14 protein-coding genes, 1 tRNA gene and 1 pseudogene are annotated in these 21,537 nt (G+C 68.7%); 10 read left to right on the top strand and 6 right to left on the bottom strand.

What is annotated here, in order from left to right:
* Nucleotides 1–209: 209 nt before the first annotated feature.
* From SPK54_RS09390 to SPK54_RS09365, 6 genes and pseudogenes are all read left to right on the top strand, one after another.
* Nucleotides 210–3,206 (top strand): TonB-dependent receptor, encoded by a 2,997-nt coding sequence (locus SPK54_RS09390; RefSeq protein ID WP_330947638.1) that lies wholly within the window; start codon nucleotides 210–212, stop codon nucleotides 3,204–3,206.
* A 97-nt stretch (nucleotides 3,207–3,303) separates the two neighbouring features.
* Complete coding sequence (gene lysA, locus SPK54_RS09385; RefSeq protein ID WP_330947637.1) at nucleotides 3,304–4,557, top strand: diaminopimelate decarboxylase; 1,254 nt, start codon at nucleotides 3,304–3,306, stop codon at nucleotides 4,555–4,557.
* Nucleotides 4,554–6,113, top strand: coding sequence for a serine hydrolase (locus SPK54_RS09380; protein WP_330947636.1), 1,560 nt, complete (start codon nucleotides 4,554–4,556; stop codon nucleotides 6,111–6,113). Before lysA ends, SPK54_RS09380 begins: the two co-directional genes overlap by 4 nt.
* An 82-nt stretch (nucleotides 6,114–6,195) precedes the next feature.
* A pseudogene (locus SPK54_RS09375) lies at nucleotides 6,196–6,798 on the top strand (M15 family metallopeptidase); the annotation flags it as partial.
* Nucleotides 6,799–6,801: 3 nt separating this feature from the next.
* Nucleotides 6,802–7,812: a serine hydrolase domain-containing protein gene (locus tag SPK54_RS09370; protein WP_330947653.1), complete on the top strand. Its 1,011-nt coding sequence runs from the start codon at nucleotides 6,802–6,804 to the stop codon at nucleotides 7,810–7,812.
* Between the two features lie 311 nt (nucleotides 7,813–8,123).
* Nucleotides 8,124–8,199 (top strand) — tRNA-Ala (locus SPK54_RS09365).
* Nucleotides 8,200–8,290: 91 nt separating this feature from the next.
* Here SPK54_RS09365 and SPK54_RS09360 read toward each other — a convergent pair.
* The 6 genes from SPK54_RS09360 to trxB form a co-directional block, all read right to left on the bottom strand.
* The gene (locus SPK54_RS09360; protein WP_330947635.1) at nucleotides 8,291–11,329 is read right to left on the bottom strand and encodes an EAL domain-containing protein; all 3,039 of its coding nucleotides are present in this window, start codon (nucleotides 11,327–11,329) and stop codon (nucleotides 8,291–8,293) included.
* A gap of 68 nt (nucleotides 11,330–11,397) precedes the next feature.
* A complete protein-coding gene (locus SPK54_RS09355) occupies nucleotides 11,398–12,426 on the bottom strand; it encodes a cysteine synthase family protein (RefSeq protein ID WP_330947652.1) in 1,029 nt (342 codons plus the stop codon).
* 144 nt (nucleotides 12,427–12,570) lie between these two features.
* Nucleotides 12,571–12,789 (bottom strand): translation initiation factor IF-1, encoded by a 219-nt coding sequence (gene infA, locus SPK54_RS09350; protein ID WP_028839405.1) that lies wholly within the window; start codon nucleotides 12,787–12,789, stop codon nucleotides 12,571–12,573.
* 111 nt (nucleotides 12,790–12,900) lie between these two features.
* Nucleotides 12,901–13,641 (bottom strand): leucyl/phenylalanyl-tRNA--protein transferase, encoded by a 741-nt coding sequence (gene aat / locus SPK54_RS09345; protein WP_330947634.1) that lies wholly within the window; start codon nucleotides 13,639–13,641, stop codon nucleotides 12,901–12,903.
* Complete coding sequence (locus tag SPK54_RS09340; protein ID WP_330947633.1) at nucleotides 13,638–14,786, bottom strand: GNAT family N-acetyltransferase; 1,149 nt, start codon at nucleotides 14,784–14,786, stop codon at nucleotides 13,638–13,640. Before SPK54_RS09340 ends, aat begins: the two co-directional genes overlap by 4 nt.
* 45 nt (nucleotides 14,787–14,831) lie before the next feature.
* The gene (gene trxB, locus SPK54_RS09335) at nucleotides 14,832–15,785 is read right to left on the bottom strand and encodes a thioredoxin-disulfide reductase (protein ID WP_330947632.1); all 954 of its coding nucleotides are present in this window, start codon (nucleotides 15,783–15,785) and stop codon (nucleotides 14,832–14,834) included.
* A gap of 144 nt (nucleotides 15,786–15,929) precedes the next feature.
* On the opposite strand from trxB, the gene ald reads away from it, so the two are divergent.
* From ald to SPK54_RS09315, 4 genes are all read left to right on the top strand, one after another.
* A complete protein-coding gene (ald, locus tag SPK54_RS09330) occupies nucleotides 15,930–17,000 on the top strand; it encodes an alanine dehydrogenase (RefSeq protein WP_330947631.1) in 1,071 nt (356 codons plus the stop codon).
* A gap of 45 nt (nucleotides 17,001–17,045) precedes the next feature.
* Nucleotides 17,046–19,418 carry a DNA translocase FtsK 4TM domain-containing protein gene (locus SPK54_RS09325; RefSeq protein WP_330947630.1) on the top strand — a complete coding sequence of 791 codons (2,373 nt, stop codon included), beginning with the start codon at nucleotides 17,046–17,048 and terminating at the stop codon, nucleotides 19,416–19,418.
* 107 nt (nucleotides 19,419–19,525) lie between these two features.
* Complete coding sequence (gene lolA, locus SPK54_RS09320) at nucleotides 19,526–20,143, top strand: outer membrane lipoprotein chaperone LolA (RefSeq protein ID WP_330947629.1); 618 nt, start codon at nucleotides 19,526–19,528, stop codon at nucleotides 20,141–20,143.
* A 29-nt stretch (nucleotides 20,144–20,172) separates the two neighbouring features.
* Nucleotides 20,173–21,531 (top strand): replication-associated recombination protein A, encoded by a 1,359-nt coding sequence (locus SPK54_RS09315; protein ID WP_330947628.1) that lies wholly within the window; start codon nucleotides 20,173–20,175, stop codon nucleotides 21,529–21,531.
* Nucleotides 21,532–21,537 lie beyond the last annotated feature (6 nt).

Genomic DNA, 21,537 nt, shown 5'->3' with positions numbered 1-21,537 from the left:
CCGGATGGAAGGCCGCGGCGGGCGATGTTGCGGATTGTGCACTGCGGAATATGTGATTCGAGAATGTTATACGTCAAGAATAAATTATTGACCATATTTTCCCTGCGTGTTACACAGCCAAGACAGTCGCTGCCGATGGCGGACGAGGGGCGGGAATCCCGCGCGCCGCGGCAACCGGAACAATCTCAATCATCGACCGGGGAGAGGTTATGAGCAGCACCCGCAAGTTGCGCAAGTCCTTACTCAATATCGCCATGGGCCTGTGCCTCACGTCGCTCGCGGCTTCGCCGGTCTTCGCGCAGAGCGCCACCGGCGCCGTTGCGGGCCGCGCCAGCGCTGGCGACCAGGTGACCCTGGTGAATGCCGCCACCGGCGCCACCCGCACGGTCACCGTGGGCAGTGACGGCACCTACCGCCTGGCCCAGCTGCCGGTGGGCGACTACACCCTGCTGCTGCTCCGCGGCGGCGCGCCGGTGGGGCAGCAGCTGACCGTGAACGTGCCGCTGGGCGGCACCGCTACGGTCAACCTTGCCAGCGAAGGCGGCATCGCCAACCTCGACGCGGTCACCGTGGTCGGCGACCGCGTGGTCAACCGGGTGGATGTCTATTCGACCGAGAGCGCAACCAATATCAGCCGCGAAGAACTGACCCGACTGCCGGTCGACCAGAGCCTGGGAGCTGTGGCGCTGATCGCGCCGGGCGTGCAGGCATCCGCGGCCGGCTTCGGCGGCCTGAGCTTCGGCGGCTCGTCGGTGGCCGAGAACGTGGTCTACATCAACGGTCTCAACGTCACCGACCCGTACCGCCGGCAGGGCTTCTCGTCGGTACCGTTCTCGTTCTACCAGGAGTTCCAGGTCAAGACCGGCGGCTACTCGGCCGAGTTCGGCCGCAGCACCGGCGGCGTCATCAACGCCGTCACCCGCTCCGGCGGCAACGAGTTCAAGGCCGGCGTGGAGGTCACGCTGGAGCCGGCAGCGTGGGTCACGTCGCCTTCCGACCAGTACTACGACGACGGCAAGCTGGTCGGTCGCGACCGCACCAGCCGCGACGACAGCGCCTTCTTCAAGACCAACCTGTGGGCCTCCGGCCCGATCGTGAAGGACCGGCTGTTCTTCTTCGCGATGTACGAGCAGCGCGACAGCAATTCCAAGGACATCGACACCAACGCGGCGTGGATCACCCGCGGCGACAACGGGTTCTGGGGCGGCAAGCTGGACTGGCACATCACCGACAACCACCTGCTGGAGTTCCTGGCGTTCTCCGACAAGGCGGAATCCACCACCACCACCCATGGCTACGATTGGGATGCCGAATACCTCGGGCCGGCGGGCGGCGAGAGCACCGACGGCTCCGGTGGCGACAACTGGTCGCTGACCTACACCGGCCATTTCGGCGACAACTTCGTCGCCAAGGCGATGTACGGCATCAACCAGCGCAGTTCCACCGGCGCCAGCCCCACCGATTCGCTGTGCAGCATCGTCAGCCTGGCCGGCAACTACGTCAGCAAGTTCGGCCGCCCGGATACGCGGGTGGGCTGCCACGCCGACAACACCAGCATCAGCGGGCGCCAGGACGAGCGCCAGGCGGCGCGGATCGACTTCGAGTGGACGCTGGGCAGCCATCTGCTGCGCTTCGGCATGGACCACGAGAAGATGGATTCGGAAAGCTCGGTGGTCTATCCGGGCGACGGACGCAGCTATTCGATCCAGGGGCTGGGCGCTGGCGCGCAGCTGGCCAACGGCGCGATCGTGCCGGCCGGGGTCCAGGCGATCGTCGAAACGCGCTACTACATCACCGGCGCACCGGTCTCGACCAAGGCGCAGGCGTTCTACATCGAGGACAACTGGAACGTCACCGACAACCTGCTGCTCAACCTCGGCGTGCGTTTCGACAATTTCAAGAACACCCTGGCCTCCGGGGCGACCTTCGCGGAAGCCGGTTTCAGCGACATGGTGTCGCCGCGGCTCGGTTTCAGCTGGGACATGAAGGGCGACGGCAGCACCAAGCTGTTCGGCAACGCCGGCCGCTACTACCTGCCGCTGACCAACAAGCTGACCGACTACTTCGGCGGCGGCACCACCGACGAAGCCACCTATTACGTGTTCAACGGCTGGGAAACCAAGGTGAACCCGGTCAGCGGGACGCCTTATCTGTCGCCGATCGTCGGTGCACAGATCGGGCCGGTCAATACCGAAGGCAACGTGCCGGCGCCCTCGGACATGCGCACCGCAGTGGCGCGCGACCTGAAGCAGGTGTTCCAGGACGAGTTCATCCTCGGTTTCCAGCAGTCGATCAACCGCGAGTGGTCCTATGGCATCAATGCGACCTACCGCAGGATGACCCGCACGGTGGAAGACGCCAAGATCAACCACGTGGAAGGCTGCCCCGGCATCATCGACTGGCCGATCATCAATCCGGGCGAAACCAACACCCTGTGGTGCCCCACGACCAACGACTGGGTGACGTTCGACAGTTCCAAGGACGGCTACATCACCTTGGGCAGCAACATCGTGATGGGCTACAAGAGGCCGCGCCGCACCTACAAGGCGGTGGAGTTCCAGGTCGATCGCGCCTGGGACGACCGCTGGGCGTTCAACGCCTCGTACCTGTGGTCGAAGTCGGAAGGCAACATGGAAGGCCCGGTCAACTCGGATACCGGCTATGCCGACACCAACCTGGTGCAGTACTACGACCACCCGGCGGTGAACGAGCGTTTCGGCGTCACCTTCAACGACTACCGCCACCAGATCAAGCTGCGCGGCAGCTTCAAGCTCAACGAGGTATGGAGCTTCGGCGCCACGCTGTCGGCGCGCTCGGGCGGGCCCATCACCGCCTTCGGCGTGCGCTGGCCCAACGACAACCGCAGCGCGGGTGGCCCCAGCGAAGGCAGGGGCGGCGGCTCCGGCTGGCTGTGCGTGGCCAACTGCTCCAGCATCGACCGCGAGCTGGTCTACACGGAAAAGGGCGCGTTCGGGCGGATGCCGTGGGTCACCAACCTCGGTGCCAACGTCACCTGGACGCTGCCGGTGGAAGGCGTCGACCTCAAGGCGCGGCTGTCGGTCTACAACCTGTTGAACAGCGAGACCGAAATCAACGTGCACTCCCGCTACGAGGGCGCGCCGGGCGTGAAGATGCCGTACTTCGGCCAGGCCCGCGCCTGGCAGTCGCCGCGCTACGCGAACCTGGTGGTGACCTACAACTTCTGATTCGCGCTTCGGAAAACGGCATGAGTTAGCGGTTCCCCCTGGAGGCGGCCCTTGCCGGGCCGCCATTTTTTTTTAGATCGGGACGGAAATACGACGGATGGACGCGACAACGGGCAGCTTCGCGGGCGTGGACCTGGCCGCGCTGGCCGCACGCGAGGGCACGCCGCTCTACGTGTATTCCGCGCCCGCCATCCGCGGGCGCATCCGGGCCTTGCGCGCGGCGCTGGAAGGGCTGGACGCGGGTATCCGCTACGCGGTCAAGGCCAACGGCAACGGCGCGATCCTGCGGTTGCTGGCGGCGGAGGGCGCGGGTGCGGACATCGTCTCCGGTGGCGAGCTTGAGCGCGCGTTGCGTGCTGGCATCGCGGCGGCCGACATCGTGTTTTCCGGGGTCGGCAAGACCGACGCCGAGATCGACGTGGCGCTGGCGGCGGGCATCGGCCGCTTCAACGTGGAATCGCGCGCGGAGCTCGATGCGATCCAGCGCATCGCCGCCGCGCGCGGATGCGTCGCGGTCGCTTCGGTGCGCATCAACCCCGACGTGGACGCGCTGACCCACGCCAAGATCTCCACCGGCAAGGCGGAGAACAAGTTCGGCGTGCCCACGGACGAGGCGCGGGCGTGGTTCGATGGCGCCGCGCAGTGGCCGAACCTGCGCCTGGACGGCCTGCACATGCACATCGGCTCGCAGCTGCTCAGCCTGCAGCCGGTGCGCGAGGCGCTGCAGCGGATGGCGGCGTTCTGGCGGGAGCTCGATGCCGCCGGCCATGTGATCGCCAGTATCGATGTCGGTGGCGGCCTGGGCGTGCGCTATCGCGACGGCGAGGTGGCGCCGGATGCGGCCGAGTACGCGGCCGCGATCCGCGAAGCGCTGGCCGGTTTCGGCGGCCGCATCCTGGTGGAGCCGGGCCGCTGGCTGATGGCCGAAGCCGGGCTGCTGCTGACCCGCGTGGTGCTGGAAAAGCAGGGCCGTGCGCGACGCTTCCTGATGCTGGACGCAGGCATGAACGACCTGCTGCGGCCCAGCCTGTACGAGGCCTGGCACGACATCGTGCGGGTCGGTGGCGAGGCCGGCCGCGAGCGCGTCGCCTACGACGTGGTCGGGCCGGTCTGCGAAACCGGCGACACCTTCGCCCGGCAGCGCGACATGCCGCGCTGCGAGGCCGGCGACCTGGTCGCCATCCTCGGCGCGGGCGCCTATGGCGCGTCGATGGCATCGACCTACAACTCGCGCCCGCTGGCGGCGGAAGTGCTGGTGGAGGATGGACGCTACGCGCTGATCCGCAAGCGCCAGGACTTCGATGCCATGACCGCCGACGAACGCCCCGCGAACGAATGGAGAAGCGCATGAAGCCCGCCCTTGTCCTGTTGCTGGCCCTGCTGCTGCCGGCCACCGCATCTGCCGCAACGCCTGCCGGACCTGATCCGCAGGCGATCGACGCCACCGTGCGCCAGGTCGTCGCCCGCTACCGCCTGCCGGGCATCGCGGTGGGCGTGATCGAAGACGGCAAGGTGGTCTTCGCCCGCGGCTACGGCGAAACCGTGCATGGCAGTGGCGACCCGGTGACGGAGAAGACCCTGTTCAAGATCGCCTCCAACAGCAAGGCGATGACCGCGGCGGTGCTGGCGCGACTGGTGCAGCAGGGCAAGCTGGAGTGGGACGACCCGGTGGTGAAGCACCTGCCGGCGTTCGCCATGCACGATCCGTGGGTGACCGCGCACATGACGGTCAGCGACCTGCTGGTGCACAACAGCGGCCTGCCTGAAGGCGGCGGTGACCTGATGCTGTGGCCCGAGCCCAACCTGTTCACCCGCGACGACATCGTGCGCGGGCTGCGCCACATCAAGCCGGCCTACGGGTTCCGCGCCGGCTATGCCTACGACAACCTGCTGTACGTGGTGGCCGGGCAGGTGGCTGCCGCGGCAGGCGGCGCTTCCTACGAAGAGCTGGTGCGGCGCGAGCTGTTCGCCCCGCTGGGGCTGCAAGGCTGCCGCGTCGGCGAGTTCGCGCTGAAGGATGCCGGCAGCGTGGCGCAGCCGCACGGGCGCGATGGCGATGCGATCGTGCGCACCCGGGGCGATGCCGACATCGTCCCGGCGATTGCCTCCGCGCCCGCCGGCGGCATCCGCTGCACGCTGGGCGACATGCTGGTCTGGGCCAACAGCTGGCTGGCGCCTACGGACGCGCAGAAGGCGTGGCTGGGCGACGCGCAGCGCGCCGAGATGTGGAAGGCGCGCACGCCGATGCCGATCTCGCGCCTCAAGCGGCAGTGGGACGATACCCATTACTACGCCTATGCCTATGGCTTCCGCCTGGCCGACGTGGACGGCGAGTGGACGGTCTCGCACACCGGCACGCTGGGCGGCATGTATTCGATGATGATGCTGTTGCCGGACCGCCGCGCCGGCTTCGTGTTCATGATCAACGGCGATGGCGGCAGCGCGCGCACGGTGCTGGGCACCGCGCTGCTGAAGCTGTTCACCGCGCCGGAAAAATCCCTGGGCGTGGAAGGCTATGCCGACGCGCTGGCCACGCCGCCGCCGGCCGCGGCGTCGAAGCCTGCCCTGCCTGACATCGCCCGGCGCCAGCCCGTCCCCGTGGCGGAGTTGCGCGAATGGCTGGGCGTGTGGCGCGACCCGTGGTTCGGCGAAGTGCGGATCTGCGCGGTCGGCGAGGGCGTGGAGTGGCGCGCGGCCAAGTCGCCGAAGATGCACGGCCGAATCAGCCGCCTGGACGGCCGCCATCTGCTGGTCTGGGACGACGAGGCGGTGGACGAGAATGCCTGGCTGGCGTTCTCCCGCGAGGGCGGCAAGGCCCGGCTGCGCATGGCCAAGTTCAATCCGGACGGCGATTTCAGCTCCGATTACGAGGACCTGGCCTTCGTGCGGGAGCGCGGCTGTGAGTAGGGCGCTGCTGCTGGCGGCGCTGCTGGCCTGCGTCGCCCCGCTGCATGCCGGCGAACCGCCGGTGCTGTCGCCCGCGCGCAGCATGGACGAGGCGGGCCTGGTGGACGTCCGCACGCTGGTGCCGGACCTGTCGCAGGAGATCCGCTACGCCGGCAGCCACAACTTCGTCGGCGTGCCCATCGACGGCTACCTGGCGCCGCGCTGCTGGCTCAAGTCCGAGGCGGCGCAGGCGCTGGCGCGGGTGGAGGCGTCGCTGCGCAAGCGGCACCAGCGCCTGCGCGTGTACGACTGCTATCGCCCGGCACGCGCGGTGGCGCAGTTCGTGCGCTGGATGGACGACCCCGCCGATCTCCGCACCAAGGCCGAGTTCTATCCGGACCTCGACAAGCCGCAGCTGCGCGGCGTCTACATCGCCCCGGTCTCCGGCCACAGCCGCGGCAGCACCGTCGACCTGACCCTGCTGCAATGCGATGCCCGGGGCGCCGCGTGCACGCCGCTGGACATGGGCACCGCCTTCGATTTCTTCGGCACCCTTGCCAATACCGACAATCCCGAGGCCAGTCCCGCCCAGCGCGCCAACCGCCACCGGCTGCGCGATGCGATGGCTGCCGAAGGCTTCGTCAACCTGCCCGAGGAGTGGTGGCATTTCCGCCTCGACCCCGAACCTTCCCCCGACCGGTATTACGACGTGCCCGTGACCGCGCCCCCGACCCGCGATGCCGCCATCGATACGCTGATGCAACGCTACGAGGGCGAGGCGCCGGGCGCATCCCTGCTGGTGCTGAAGGACGGTGCCGCCGTGGTGGCGCGCGGTTACGGCCGCGCCGATCTGGCGCGGGACATCGAAGCCGGCCCCGCCACCGCCTACCGTTTGGCCTCGGTCAGCAAGCAGTTCACCGCCGCAGCGATCCTGCTGCTGGCGCAGGACGGCAGCCTGTCGATCGATGACCCGGCGCGCAAATGGTTGCCATCGCTGCCGGACGCCGCCGCTGCGATCACGTTGCGCCAGCTGCTGGCCCACACCTCGGGTCTGGTGGACTACGAAGACCTGATGCAGGAGCCTTACGACGGGCAGATCCGGGACGCCGGCGTATTGGCCCTGCTGGAGAAGGAAAACCGCCTGTACTTCGCGCCGGGCAGCGCCTACCGCTACAGCAACAGCGGCTATGCGCTGCTGGCGCTGGTGGTGGAACGCGCCTCCGGCATGGCCTATCAAGACTTCCTGCGCAGCCGGATCTTCCGGCCGCTGGGCATGGACGGCAGCCTGGCCTATGTGGCCGGGGGACCGGAGGTGCCGCAGCGTGCGTTCGGCCACAGCGAAATCAACGGCCGCTGGGAGCGCACCGACCAGAGCTCGACCAGCGCGGTGCTGGGCGATGGCGGCATCTACTCGAGCATCGACGATCTGGCGCGCTGGGATGCGGCGCTGTACGACGACCGCCTGTTGTCGGACGCCTCGCGCGCGCATGCGTTCGCGCCGCACGTGAAAGTGACCGGGGAGGGCTTTGATGCGCACTACGGCTTCGGCTGGCGCATCACCGGCGACACCTTGTGGCATTCCGGCGAAACCATCGGCTTCCGCAACGTCATCGTGCGCTGGCCCGCGCAGCGGCTTACCGTGGTGCTGCTCACCAACCGCAACGATCCGGAGCCATACCAGACCGCGCTGGCGGTCGGCGCGCTTTTCCTGGAGGACTGAGGCGGCGCGCCCGGCGGGCGTCCGGCGTCACCGCATCCGGAACACCGCCACCACTTCCGCCAGGTCGTCGGCCTGTTCCTGCAGCACGCGCCCTGACCGAACGCATTCCCGCACCGAACGTCATGATGTCGCCCCCTGCAGGCCAGAAGATCCCGGGCAGGGCGCCGCGGGCGTGGCACGTCCTCGACCACGATATCGCCAGCCTGGACGGGATCTTGAGCGTCCCCGCCATCTCCGGTGGGGGGCTGGGACCCGCCATGGCGGGGAGTTGGCAGGGCGCGATGGCATCCGTATAATCGCGATTCCCTCGTGGGGCCATAGCTCAGCTGGGAGAGCGCGTCGTTCGCAATGACGAGGTCGGGAGTTCGATCCTCCCTGGCTCCACCAAATCCGAACCCCAGCCGTCTGCGGCTGGGGTTTTTTGTTGCCGGGTGCGGATGATGGCCCGGCAAGCCTCATCGACGGGGGGGTCCCGGGGTCAGGAACGCTGCGCGGCTCCCTGCTGGCGGAACGCCGGGTGGTCGGCCTTGGGGCGGTCCAGGTGGTAGCCCTGGACCATGTCCACGCCCATTTCCCGCAGCATCAGCAGGGTCTTGCCGTCTTCGACGAACTCGGCAACCGCCTGCTTGCCCATGCCGTGCGCCACTTCGATGATGGCGCGCACGAACACCTGATTGTCGCGCTCCAGCGGCAGGTCGCGGATGAACATGCCGTCGATCTTGAGCACGTCGGCCTGCAGGTGCTTGAGGTAGGCGAACGACGCGAACCCGGTGCCGAAGTCGTCCAGGCAGATCGGGCAGCCGGTGCGGCGCAGCGCGGCGATGAAGCGTGCGGCATCGCCCATGTCGGACACCGCCGAGGTCTCGGTCAGCTCCACCAGCAGCCGCTTGGGCGAGACGTGCTGCCGCTGCAGCTGGGCGGTGATGTAGGCGGGCAGGTCCGGGTCGTCGAACGAGCGGCCGGAAATGTTGATGGCCATCGCCGGCAGGTGCGGATGGGCGGCCAGCAGGCGGATGGCCTCGTTGATGACCCAGCGGTCGATTTCCAGGATCTTGCCGCTCTTTTCGGCCTGGTCGATGAACTGCCCGGGCATGATCAGCTGGCCCGGCGCGGTTTCGTCCTCCATCCGGATCAACGCTTCCAGATGGGCGAGGTGGCCGTTGTCGGCCCGATAGACGCCCTGAAAATGCAGCCGCAGGAGGCCGTTCTCCAGTGCGCGCGCGATGCGGTCGTTCCATGCCAGCCTGGTCGCCATTTCGCGGGAGGTGTCGCGATCCATGCGATACACCTTCCAGCAGTTCTTGCCGGTGTGCTTGGCCTGGTACATGGCCGCATCGGCATGGGCGACGAATTCCTCCGCGTCGCCGGCGTGGGTGGGATAGTGCGCGATCCCGAGGCTGGTGGTCAGGCGCAGGGTCTGTTCCTGCAAGGCCATCGGCGTCTGCGAGATCCGCCGCACGATCCGTTCGGCCAGGTGTTCGGCGTCGTCCTGGCTGGCATGCGGCATCAGCACGGCGAACTCGTCGCCGCCAAGGCGGAACAGGATGTCGCCTTCGCGGATGAGCGTGCGCAGTTCGATCGCCACCCGGTTGAGCACCGCGTCGCCGGCGCGGTGTCCGAAGGTGTCGTTGACGTACTTGAACTCGTCCAGGTCGAAGAACAGCAGCGCGGCCTGGACCGGGGTCCGTTCGGCATCATGGAAGAAGCGGGCCAGCTCGTCCTCGAAGCGGCGCCGGTTGTACAGGTTGGTCAGCGCATCGTGTTCGGCGAGGCGGACCAGCTGCTCCGCGGTCTGCCGTTCCCGGGTCACGTCTTCCTGCACCCACAGGCGGCCGATGAAGTGGCCGTGGGCGTCGTGCACCGGATAGGTGCTGTGCATGATCACCCGGCCATCCAGCAGCGGGATCTCGAACTGCCTGGGCCGTTCGCGGTTGGCGAGGGAGTCCTCCAGGTGCGCCAGCGCCGCCTGCGGGTCCACCATCAGCGTCTTCGCGACCTCCAGGCCTTCGCGGGTGGTGCGGCCCACCACCGTGGTGCCCTCGGGCAGTTCCCAGATCGACAGGAACGCCGCGTTGCAGTAAGTCACGTGGTTGCCGCTGCTGACGAACACGATGCCCAGGTTCATCGCGCCCAGCAGCGCCAGCAGCCGCGCGCGTTCCTCCTCCAGCCGGGTCATGAACTGGCGGCGTTCGTCGACTTCGGTCTGCAGGGCCTGCGCGTGGGCGAACTGCAGGGCGCGCTGCTGGACGAGTTCCTCCACCATGTCGTCGAAGGCGTCCGCCAGCCGGCCCAGCTCGTCCCTGCTGTGCATGGCGATGGGCTGCGGCTCCCGGCCCTGGCTCAGCTCGTCCACCGCAACCGCCAGCCGCCTCAGCGGGATGGCGAACAGCCGCCGGACGCGGCGCCGCAGCAGCCACATCGCCGGCAGCAGGCCGGCAATGCCGATGCAGAACAGCGCGGCCAGGCCCCACATCAGCAGGTGATTGACCCGCGACTGCGGCAACAGGTAGACCTGGAACCAGCCCGGCCCGTGGATCTTCGACCACGCCACCCACTGGCTGCCATCGGGGGTGCGGCCGGCGCCGGTATCGGTGCCGGCCCGGGCAATCATGCGGTGCACCTGCTCCAGCAGCGGATCACGCAGCGTGGCGACCTTCAGCTGGCCATCGGCGGCGGCGATCCGCCGGGCCAGCTGCGGATGTGCGATCAGGTCGCCGTTGGCGCTCATGACCAGCTGGATGCCCTCGTCCTCCTGGCTCGCGATGGTGCGGTCGATCAGGGTCTGCACCGAGACATCGTGCCCGAGCGTGCCCACCCACTGGTTCTGCCAGTCCAGCGGCTTGATCACCGAGACCATCCAGGTGGCGGCCTGCCGGTCGAAGTAGACCGGCGTCCAGAACACCTTGCGCCCGGGGTTGCGGCGCGGTTCCGAGCCCTGCATGGTCGGATAGCCGGTATTGGTCGCGGCGGCGTCGGCGCCGCTGCCCCAGTCCACGCCACGGGCGTAGACCATCAGCCCGTCTTCCACGAAGTCCATGTAGACCGAGAAGAACGGCGGCGCCAGCGCCGGCCCCTGCTCGCGCAGCAGGTCGTAGGCCACCACGGCGCGCAGGCGCGCGGAATCGCCCAGTCCCTGCGGCGGCTGGTGGAGGTAGAGCGTGGGCGCGCGCTCGGCGTCCACCAGCTCGGGGCGCAGCCGCCACAGCCCGTCGGCGCTGCGGGCGAACAGCGCGTCGAAGCGGGCCAGGGTGGCGTCGTGGTCAGCCTGCGAGAGCCGCCGGACCAGTTCCTGCTGCAGCCGCAGGACGCTCTGCTCTGCCTGTACGAACAGGCCTTCGCTGGCGCTGGCGCGCAGCTCGACCGTGTGCAGGGCGACCATCGGCACGATCCTGTCCGCGGCCATCCGCATGGCCAGGTAACCCAGCGCGGCAAGCAGCAGCAGCAGCGCGAGGAACAGCCCCCAGATGCTGAGGGACAGCCGTTGGATCAGCGATGTGCGCGACCGGTTGTGCAGCACGTGGGGTCTCGTCGGGGATGAGGCGCTGGACAGCCGAGGTGGATCGGTCACGGTGCCGGTTCTTCATACTAGACGGGCTCTGGATTGGCAACCGGCCGCGCACGCCGATGGCCGGGCGGCGGCGTTTCCCGGCCGTCGCCGCGCCGGGCGGAACCGCGCCCGACGGCGTTCACGCGCGGACTGGGGGGCACCCGCTGCATGTGGAAATCGTGCAGGTATTTCTCGCCTTCGTCGTCGAGGATGGTGAGCACGGTCTGCAGTTCCGGGTACTGCGACCTGATGCGGCGGGCCGCCAGCAGGTGGGCGCCGGAGCTGGGGCCGCACAGCAGGCCGTGTTCGCGTGCCAGCGCACGCATCTGCGCCACCGCGTCCTCGCTGGAAATGCTGATGGTGGCGTCCACCAATGTGCGGTGGCGGGCATAGATGGCCGGGATGAAGCCGTCGGAGATGCCCTCGATCCTGTGCAGTGCCACCTCTCCGCACAGGATGGTGCGCGATTCCGCCGGCTCCATCGCGAACAGGCGCACGTCCGGGTTCACGGCGCGCAGCGCCTGACCGACGCCGATCAGGGTGCCGCCGGTGCCGACCCCGTGCACGAAGGCATCCGGCACCCGTCCGCCCAGCTGGGCAAGGAGTTCCTGGCCCAGCCAGCCGCGGTTCTCCTCCACGTTCCATTCGTTCTCGAACTGGCCGGGGAAAAAATGGCCGGGCTGGCGGCCGAGCTCGCGCGCAAGCTCCAGTGCGGCGTTGACGTGGAAGTTGCCGCAGAAGCGCACCTCGGCGCCGAAGGCGCGCGAGATCGCCACCCGTTCGCTGGACAGGCCTTCCGGCATCACCACCAGCATCCGGTAGCCCTTGACCGCCGCGACCATCGAGAACGCGTTGCCGGTGTTGCCGCTGGTGGCCTCGACGATGGTGTCGCCGGGCTTGAGCAGGCCTTCCTGTTCCGCGCGCTCGACGATGTAACGGGCGATGCGCGCCTTGATCGAGCCGGACGGATTGAGGAATTCGCACTTGGCGAGGACGCCGTCGATCTCCAGCAGCGGGGTGTCCCCGATGGCGTCGAGGATGCTGGAGGCGATGCCGGGATGGCGCATGGACACGGGCGGACTCCGCTGCGGGTTGCCTGCAGTCTGCCCCGGCGGCCGTCGCCGCCCCATGATGCAGGTCAACGCCGGCGCCAATGGAAAACGCCCCTTGCGGGGCGTTTCAGGAGGTGTCGCCGGGCGAACCGGTGGGGTTCAGCGGTGGCGGTAGGTGATCCGGCCCTTGGTCAGGTCGTAGGGGGTCATTTCGACCTTGACCCGGTCGCCGGTCAGGATGCGGATGTAGTTCTTGCGCATGCGGCCGGAGATGTGGGCGATGATCTCGTGGCCGTTCTCCAGCTTCACCCGGAACATGGTGTTCGGGAGGGTTTCGGAGATCGTGCCTTCGAATTCGATGACGTCGTCTTTCGCCATGTGTCTGCCGGAGCGTGTCCTGTATCTGGGGAGGGCGCCATGGGAAATGGGGCCCGAAAGTCCGATATTCTGCCACGTCATGGCGGGTCTTGCAAAAATCCCGTTAATCGTTCAAGCGGCGGCCAGCGCCGAAGCGGGCCATTTCCCGAAGCGTTCGCGCCAGTTTCCGGGCGCGGCGGGCAGATCGCGCAGCTCTTCCAGCGCGGCCAGGTAGCCGGCGCGCGGCCAGATCTCCACGCCCAGCCGGCGGGTATGCGGGTTGGGAACCTGCGCATCCAGCAGCGGCCAACCCCAGTCGCGCAGCCGCCGCGCCAATGCCGCCAGGGCCAGCGAGGATGCGCCGGATTCGACCGAATACATGCTGTCGCCGCAGAACATGTGCCCGAACGACAGGCCGAACAGGCCGCCGACCAGATGGTCTTCGCCATCGAAGACTTCGATGCTGTGCGCATGGCCGAGGCGATGCAGGGCGAGATAGGCCGCCTGCATGCCGGCGGTGATCCACGTGCCGCCACCCTGGCCTTCGCGCGGGGCGGCGCAGCCGGCAACGACCTGCGCGAAAACGCTGTCGGCGCGCACCGTCCAGCCGCTGTTGCGCAGCCGCCGGCGCAGCCGAGAGGGCAGGCGTACGCCGTCGGTGCGGAACACCGCCCGCCGCGAGGGACTCCACCACAGGATCGGCTCGCCCTCGGAGAACCACGGGAAGATGCCGCCGCGGTAGGCGTTGAGGAAACGCGTGGGAGACAGGTCGCCACCGAATGCGAGCAGGCCGTCGGGGTCGTCCAGCGCCAGCCCGACCGGCGGGAACGGCGAGGCCGGGTTTGCGTCCAGCTCGAACAGGTGCAGGCTCATCCTGCCGTCCCGTCGCGGAATGGCGAATGGCTCCGCAACTGTTGCAGATGGCGCCACACCTCGTTGCGTTCTTCCACGCACCAGTCGCGCAGGGCGCGGGCAAAGCGTGGGTCGACGACGTGGTGGCGGCTGCGCACCGGCGTCGGCAGGAAGCCGCGGGCGATCTTGTGGCGCCCCTGCGCACCCGGCTCGAAACGGGCCAGGCCTTCGCGCAGGCAGTAGTCGATGCCCTGGTAATAGCAGGTCTCGAAATGCAGGCCCGGGTGCAGTTCCGCGGCCCCCCAGTAGCGTCCGTACAGGGTGTCGCTGCCGCGCAGGCACAGTGCGCCGGCAATCGCCTTGCCATCGCGTTCGGCAAGCACGATGACCAGCTGTCGGGGCATTGCCCGTGCGAGGTGGTGCAGGAAGTCGAGCGTCAGCGCCGGCCAGTTGCCGTATTCCGCGAACGTCTGCAGGTAGAAGCGGTGCATCGCCGCAAGGTCGCTCCCCAGCGCTTCATCGCCGTGGACGATGCGGAAGGAAATCCCGGTGTCATGCACCTTGCGCCGTTCCTGGCGGATGTTCTTGCGGTGCTTCCTGTCCATCGCGCCGAGGTAGTCCTCGAAGGCCGCCCAGCCGGCGTCGTTGCGCCAGTGGTACTGGATGTCCTCGCGCAGCAGCCAGTTGGCATCCAGTCCGTCGTCGCCAAACAGGGCCTCGTCGACGTCGCCATGGAAGTTGAAGTGCGCCGAGGACAGTCCGGCCTGTTCGATGAAACGGGGAATGGCGTCGAGCAATCGCCGCTTCGCCCCCTGGTCGCGCGCCAGCAGCCGCGGCCCGGTCACCGGCGAGTAGGGCACCGCGCACAGCCATTTCGGGTAGTAGTCCAGGCCGTGCTGCGCATACGCCTGCGCCCAGGCCTGGTCGAACACGAACTCGCCGTGCGAGTTGCCCTTGAGATAGCCGGGCGCGGCGGCGATCAGCGTTTCGCCGTCCCACAGGCCAAGATGGAGCGGCGTCCAGCCCCAGTCCTCGCGCAGGCAGCCGGTGGCCTCCAGCCCGCACAGGAAATCATGCGCGACGAAGGGATTGCGGCCGTCGTGCAGCGCGTCCCAGGCGGCGGCAGGGACTTCGGCAAGCCGGCGATGAACCCGGAAGTCGGTCATCTGTCCGTCGCCATGCCCACGTTCGCGGGAATCGCTGGCGGATACTCAAAGGCCTTCGTCGAGGAATTTCTCCGCGTCCAGCGCGGCCATGCAGCCGAAGCCGGCCGAGGTGATCGCCTGGCGGTACACCTGGTCGGCCACGTCGCCAGCGGCGAACACGCCGGGCACGCTGGTCTGGGTGGCGTTGCCGTCCAGGCCGGTCTGGATCTTCAGGTAGCCGTTCTTCATCTCCAGCTGGCCCTCGAACAGCGAAGTGTTTGGGCTGTGGCCGATGGCGACGAAGAAGCCCTGCACGTCGATGTCGCGGGTGCTGCCGTCCTGCACCGATTTCAGGCGCATGCCGGTGACGCCGGCGTCGTTGCCCAGCACTTCGTCCACGGTGTGGTGCCAGACGGTCTCGATCTTGCCGGCGGCGACCTTGGCGAACAGCTTGTCCTGCATGATCTTCTCCGCGCGCAGGGTGTCCCGGCGGTGCACCAGGTAGACCTTGCGGGCGATGTTGGACAGGTACAGCGCTTCTTCCACGGCGGTGTTGCCGCCGCCGATCACCGCCACGTCCTGGTCCTTGTAGAAGAACCCGTCGCAGGTGGCGCAGGCGGAGACGCCGCGGCCCTTGTAGGCCTCTTCCGAGGGCAGGCCGAGGTACTTGGCGGTGGCGCCGGTGGCGATGATGAGGGCATCGCAGGTGTATTCGCCGGAGTCGCCCACCAGCCGGAACGGGCGCCTGGACAGATCGGCGGTGTGGATGTGGTCGAACACGGTTTCGGTGTCGAAGCGCTCGGCATGCGCCTGCAGGCGCGCCATCAGGTCCGGGCCCATCAGGCCGTGGGCGTCGCCCGGCCAGTTGTCCACTTCGGTGGTGGTCATCAGCTGGCCGCCCATCTGCAGGCCGGTGACGACCACCGGTTTGAGGTTGGCGCGGGCGGCATAGACGGCCGCGGTCCAGCCGGCGGGGCCGGAGCCGAGGATCAGGAGGCGGGTGTGCTTGGTCGTGGTCATGGCTTGAAGCGGGTTCCCTATAATCGGTCGGAATTCGCGCGGGGCGTCGTTCGCCACTAGCTTGGCGGCGGTAGCGCCGCGACACAAGCCGCGAACGCCGCAACGCTGTCGTCCATCCACGACCATTCCGCCCAGGAGCGAAGCATGCGCATCGGTGTACCCCGGGAAACCAAGACCCTTGAAGGGCGCGTTGCGCTCGTGCCCGCCGCCGCCGGCGACCTGGTCAAGCGCGGCCACGAAGTCTGGCTGGAAACCGGCGCCGGCGCCAGCAGTGGCTTCGGCGACGAGCAGTACACCCGGCTGGGCGTGCGGATTGCCCCGGATGCCGCGGCGCTGTACGACCGGGGCGAACTGATCGTGAAGGTGAAGGAGCCGATCGCCGGCGACCTCGCCCATCTGCGCAGGGATCATCTGCTGTTCTGTTACCTGCATCTGGCCGCCGAGCCGGCGCTGACCCGTCGCCTGCTGGAGATCGGCCTGACCGGCGTGGCCTTCGAGACGGTGGAGCTGCCCAACGGCGACCTGCCGCTGCTGGCGCCGATGTCGGTGATCGCCGGCAAGCTGGCGGTGCAGGTGGGCACCCACCTGCTGCACCAGCCGCTGGGCGGCAAGGGCAAGCTGCTGGGCGGGCTGCCCGCCACCGAGCGCGGGCGGGTAGTGGTGTTCGGCGCCGGCAAGGCCGGTGGCACCGCCGCGGCGCTGGCCGCCGCGGAAGGCGCCAACGTCACCGTGTTCGAGATGCGCCACGACCGCATGGACGAGATGATGCGGCTGGGTCACAACGTGACTGCGCTGTACCCGTACCACGACGTGGTGGCGCGCGAGGTGGCGGCGGCCGACCTGGTGGTCGGTGCGGTGCTGGTCACCGGCGCGCGCGCGCCGCACGTGATGACCCGCGAGATGCTGGCGGGCATGGAGCCCGGCAGCGTGGTGGTGGACATCGCCATCGACCAGGGCGGCTGCTTCGAGACCTCGCGCCCGACCACCTGGAAGGACCCGACCTATGTCGAGGGCGGCGTGACCCATTTTTGCGTGACCAACATGCCGGGCGCGGTGCCGCAGACGTCCTCGCAGGCGATCTGCGCGGCGATCCTGCCGTGGGTGAACCGGCTGGCCTCAGACGCTGCCTGGCGCAACGATCCGGCGCTGGCCAAGGGCATCAACGTGGATGCGGGCAAGATCGTGCATCCGGCGCTGCGGGACATGGTTCTTTGACGTATTATCAAAGGCCTATGGGGATTTCCTGAGGTCTGATCGCAGGTGGCGAAAGCGGTATCCGAGGTCGGTGGCAGCCGCAAAGCGACGGCGAAGACGGGCGGTGCGCGCGCGGCGGAAAGCCCGCGCCGACAGCGCCTGTGGCGCGATCTCGCCCTGATCGTGATTGCGCCGCTGCTGCTGTACCTGCTGGCCTGCCTGTTCACCTATTCGCCGGCCGACCCCGGCTTCGACCGGGACTCCAGCCTGCTGACGCCAATCCACAACGTGGGCGGCGTGGCCGGCGCGTGGATCGCCAGCTTCCTGCTGTTCCTGTGCGGCTATGTCGCCTTCCTGCTGCCGGTGGTGCTGGGGGCGATCGCCTGGATCGCGTTGTTCGGCATGGACACGGATGGCGATGGCGAAGCGGACCTGGGGCCGGCGCTGCGGCTGGTCGGCATCGTCGGTTTCCTGGTCGCGGCCTGCGGGCTGCTGTACCTGCGGGTGGGTGGCGGCAACGATTTCTCCGCCGGCAGCGGCGGCATCCTGGGCGAGCTCACCGGGCGTTCGCTGCAGCGCGGCTTCGGTCCGCTGGGGTCCAACCTGTTCCTGATCACGCTGCTGCTGGTCTCGGTCACGCTGGCCACCGGGCTGTCGTGGCTGGCGGTGATGGATCGCCTGGGCGGCTGGGTGCTGGCTTTGCCCGGCCTGCTGGACCGCAGTGCGCGGCAGGGCGTCAAGCAGGCCAGCGAATGGAACGACGCGCGCGCGCTGCGCGAGGAGCGCGAGGTCGCGCGCAAGGCGGACAGCGAGATCCGCCTGCGCCGCGAGAAGGTGAAGATCGAGCCGCCGGCGGCGCCCGCCGTGGAGAAGAGCGAGCGCGCCAAGCGGGAACAGCAGATCCCGCTGTTCCACGCCGACGACGGCTCCGGCATCCCGCCGCTGGCGCTGCTGGACGACCCCAAGCCGCAGCCGAAGGGCTACGACGCGCAGACGCTGGAAACGCTGTCGCGGCAGATCGAGTTCAAGCTCAAGGACTTCCGCATCGACGCCGAGGTGGTGGGTGCCTATCCGGGCCCGGTGATCACCCGCTTCGAGGTGCAGCCGGCGCCGGGCGTGAAGGTCAGCCAGATTTCCTCGCTGGACAAGGACATCGCCCGCGGCCTGTCGGTGAAGTCGGTGCGCGTGGTGGACGTGATCCCGGGCAAGTCGGTGATCGGCCTGGAAACGCCGAACACCCATCGCGAGATGATCTATCTCAGCGAGCTGCTGCGGTCGAAGGAATACGACAAGGCCGGCAGCCCGCTGACGCTGGCGCTGGGCAAGGACATCGCCGGCAAGCCGATCGTGGCGGACCTGGCGCGCATGCCGCATCTGCTGGTGGCCGGCACCACCGGTTCCGGCAAGTCGGTGGCGGTCAACGCGATGGTGCTGTCGCTGCTCTACAAGGCCTCCGCCAAGGACGTGCGGATGCTGATGATCGACCCGAAGATGCTGGAGCTGTCGGTCTACCAGGGCATCCCGCACCTGCTGGCGCCGGTGGTCACCGACATGAAGGAGGCCGCGAATGGTCTTCGCTGGTGCGTGGCGGAGATGGAGCGCCGCTACAAGCTGATGAGCGCGGTGGGCGTGCGCAACCTGGCCGGCTTCAACAAGAAAGTGAAGGACGCGGCCGACGCCGGCCAGCCGCTGCTGGACCCGCTGTTCAAGCCCACGCCGGGCATGGACGAGGCGCCGCCGACGCTGGAGCCGCTGCCGTTCATCGTCGTGTTCATCGACGAATTCGCCGACATGATGATGATCGTCGGCAAGAAGGTCGAGGAGCTCATCGCGCGGCTGGCGCAGAAGGCGCGCGCCGCCGGCGTGCACCTGATCCTGGCCACCCAGCGGCCGTCGGTGGACGTGATCACCGGCCTGATCAAGGCCAATATCCCCACCCGCATCGCCTTCCAGGTGTCCAGCAAGATCGATTCCCGCACCATCCTCGACCAGAGTGGCGCGGAAACCCTGCTGGGCCACGGCGACATGTTGTACCTGCCGCCGGGTACCGCGATGCCCGAGCGCGTGCACGGTGCGTTCGTGTCCGACGAGGAAGTGCATCGCGTGGTCGAGCACCTGAAGCAGGTCGGCGGGCCGGACTACATCGAAGGCGTGCTGGAAGAGGCGCAGACCCTGTACGACGGCAGCAGCGTGGGCGCGAACGGGCTGCCCGAGGCGGCCGCCAGCGATGATCCCGAGGCCGATCCGCTGTACGACCAGGCGGTGCAGATCGTCACCGAAACCCGCCGCGCGTCGATCTCCGGCGTGCAGCGCCGGCTGAAGATCGGCTACAACCGCGCCGCGCGCCTGATCGAGGCGATGGAGGCGGCCGGCATCGTCAGTACGCCCGAGCACAACGGCGACCGCACGGTGCTGGCGCCGCCGCCGCCGCGGCCCTGAGCCCGCGGCAACCCGGCACCGCGGGACGGCCGGACATCCGGTCGATCCTCGCGGCTCATTCAGCTTGTCCGCGCGACACTGCACCGCATCCCGTCAGGAGATTCCCGATGCGCATCGTCCCCGCCGCCCTTGCCACCGCGCTGCTGCTGGCCAGCCAACTCGCCGTCGCCGGCGCGCGCGACGACCTTGCCGCGTTCACCAAGGGCCTCAAGGGCCTGGACGGACAGTTCAGCCAGCAGGTGTTCGACGTGCGCGGCAAGCAGAAGGAAGCGTCGAGCGGCCGCGTGGCGGTGTCGACGCCGCGGCTGTTCCGCTGGGAGTACACCAGGCCCTACGTCCAGCTGATCGTCGCCGACGGCAAGACCGTCTGGGTGGTCGATCCGGACCTCGACCAGGCCACCCGCCGCCCGCAGGGCCCGGAGGAGGCGAACAGCCCGCTGGCGATCCTGCTGGAGCCGGCCCGGCTGGAGCGCGATTTCACGGTGAAGGATGGCGGCACGCGCAACGGCGTCAGCTGGCTCGACATCGCGCCGCGCAGCGCCGACGCCGGCTTCAAGACCGCGCGCCTGGGTTTTTCCGCAGGCCAGTTGTCGCGGCTGGAGTACGTGGACGCCCTGGGCCAGCGCACCGCCATCGCGTTCTCCGGCTGGAAGCGGAATCCGTCGTTTGCCGCCGGCACGTTCGCCTATGTCCCGGGCAAGGGCGTGGACGTGATCGGCAATTGAGCCGAGGCAGCGGCGGGTAGAATCGCACGATGTCGCGTTCGCGCCCGCCCGCTGCCATTCCCGACCTGTTGGCTGCCCAGCACGAGGCGTTGCGCCCGCTGGCTGAGCGCATGCGTCCGCGCACGCTGGACGAGATGGTGGGCCAGCGCCGCCTGCTGGCACCGGGCTCCGCGCTGCGCCGGGCGATCCAGGCCGGCCGGCTGCATTCGATGATCCTGTGGGGCCCGCCGGGCTGCGGAAAGACCACCCTGGCGCTGCTGCTGGCGCAGCATGCCGACGCCGAATTCGTGGCGATCTCGGCGGTGCTGTCCGGCCTGCCGCAGGTGCGCGAGGTGCTGGCGCAGGCGCAGGCCCGCTTCGATGCCGGCCGCCGCACGCTGCTGTTCGTCGACGAGGTGCATCGCTTCAACAAGGTGCAGCAGGATGCGTTCCTGCCGCATATCGAGCGCGGCACCATCCTGTTCGTCGGCGCCACCACCGAGAATCCTTCCTTCGAACTCAATTCCGCGCTGCTGTCCCGCTGCCGGGTACACGTGCTGGAGGCGGTATCGGCGCCGGACATCGCGCATGCGTTGCGACAGGCGCTGGACGACGAGGATCGCGGGCTGGGCGGGCGCGGCCTGCGCATCGACGACGCCGCGCTGGGTGAAATTGCCGGCGCCGCCGACGGCGACGTGCGACGCGCGCTGACCCTGCTGGAGATCGCGGCGGATATCGCGGAGGGCGAGGGCGGCACGATCACGGAAGCGACCCTGCACCAGGTGCTGGCCGACCGCACCCGCCGCTTCGACAAGGGCGGCGACCAGTTCTACGACCAGATCTCGGCGCTGCACAAGTCGGTGCGCAGCTCCAACCCCGACGGCGCGATCTACTGGCTGGCGCGCATGCTGGACGGCGGCTGCGATCCGTCCTACCTGCTGCGCCGCATGACCATCATGGCGGTGGAGGACATCGGCCTGGCCGATCCGCGCGCGCTGGAGATGGCGCTGAACGTGTGGAACGCCTACGACCGCATCGGTCCACCCGAGGGCGACATCGCGCTGTCCAACCTCGCCATCTACCTGGCCAGCACCGCCAAGTCCAACGCCAGCTACATGGCGCTGAAGGCCGCCCGCGCGGACATCGCCGCGCTGGGCACGCAGCCGGTGCCGATGCACCTGCGCAACGCCCCGACCCGGCTGATGCAGTCGCTGGGCCACGGCATCGGCTACCAGTACGACCACGATGTCGACGGCGGCATTGCGCTCGGCCAGACGGCGTTCCCGGAGGCCATGGGCGAGCGCGTCTATTACCAGCCCGTCGCCCGCGGCCTGGAGATCAGGCTCAAGGAGAAGCTCGACGCCCTGCGCGAGGCGCGCGCCCGCGCTCGCGGCGAGGGCGGCGGCTAGGCATGT

Origin of the sequence: Thermomonas sp. LB-4, assembly GCF_036409385.1 — a bacterium.
Taxonomy (GTDB): Bacteria; Pseudomonadota; Gammaproteobacteria; order Xanthomonadales; family Xanthomonadaceae; genus Thermomonas.
This window is presented reverse-complemented; position numbering and strand designations above follow the sequence as displayed.

Excerpts from the sequence above, each read along its gene's own strand:
- SPK54_RS09390 (WP_330947638.1), top strand. The coding sequence starts at position 210 with ATGAGCAGCACCCGCAAGTTGCGCAAGTCCTTACTCAATATCGCCATG.
- lysA (WP_330947637.1), top strand. The coding sequence starts at position 3,304 with ATGGACGCGACAACGGGCAGCTTCGCGGGCGTGGACCTGGCCGCGCTG.
- SPK54_RS09380 (WP_330947636.1), top strand. The coding sequence starts at position 4,554 with ATGAAGCCCGCCCTTGTCCTGTTGCTGGCCCTGCTGCTGCCGGCCACC.
- SPK54_RS09355 (WP_330947652.1), bottom strand. The coding sequence starts at position 12,426 with ATGCGCCATCCCGGCATCGCCTCCAGCATCCTCGACGCCATCGGGGAC.
- infA (WP_028839405.1), bottom strand. The coding sequence starts at position 12,789 with ATGGCGAAAGACGACGTCATCGAATTCGAAGGCACGATCTCCGAAACC.
- aat (WP_330947634.1), bottom strand. The coding sequence starts at position 13,641 with ATGAGCCTGCACCTGTTCGAGCTGGACGCAAACCCGGCCTCGCCGTTC.
- SPK54_RS09340 (WP_330947633.1), bottom strand. The coding sequence starts at position 14,786 with ATGACCGACTTCCGGGTTCATCGCCGGCTTGCCGAAGTCCCTGCCGCC.
- trxB (WP_330947632.1), bottom strand. The coding sequence starts at position 15,785 with ATGACCACGACCAAGCACACCCGCCTCCTGATCCTCGGCTCCGGCCCC.
- ald (WP_330947631.1), top strand. The coding sequence starts at position 15,930 with ATGCGCATCGGTGTACCCCGGGAAACCAAGACCCTTGAAGGGCGCGTT.
- lolA (WP_330947629.1), top strand. The coding sequence starts at position 19,526 with ATGCGCATCGTCCCCGCCGCCCTTGCCACCGCGCTGCTGCTGGCCAGC.
- SPK54_RS09315 (WP_330947628.1), top strand. The coding sequence starts at position 20,173 with ATGTCGCGTTCGCGCCCGCCCGCTGCCATTCCCGACCTGTTGGCTGCC.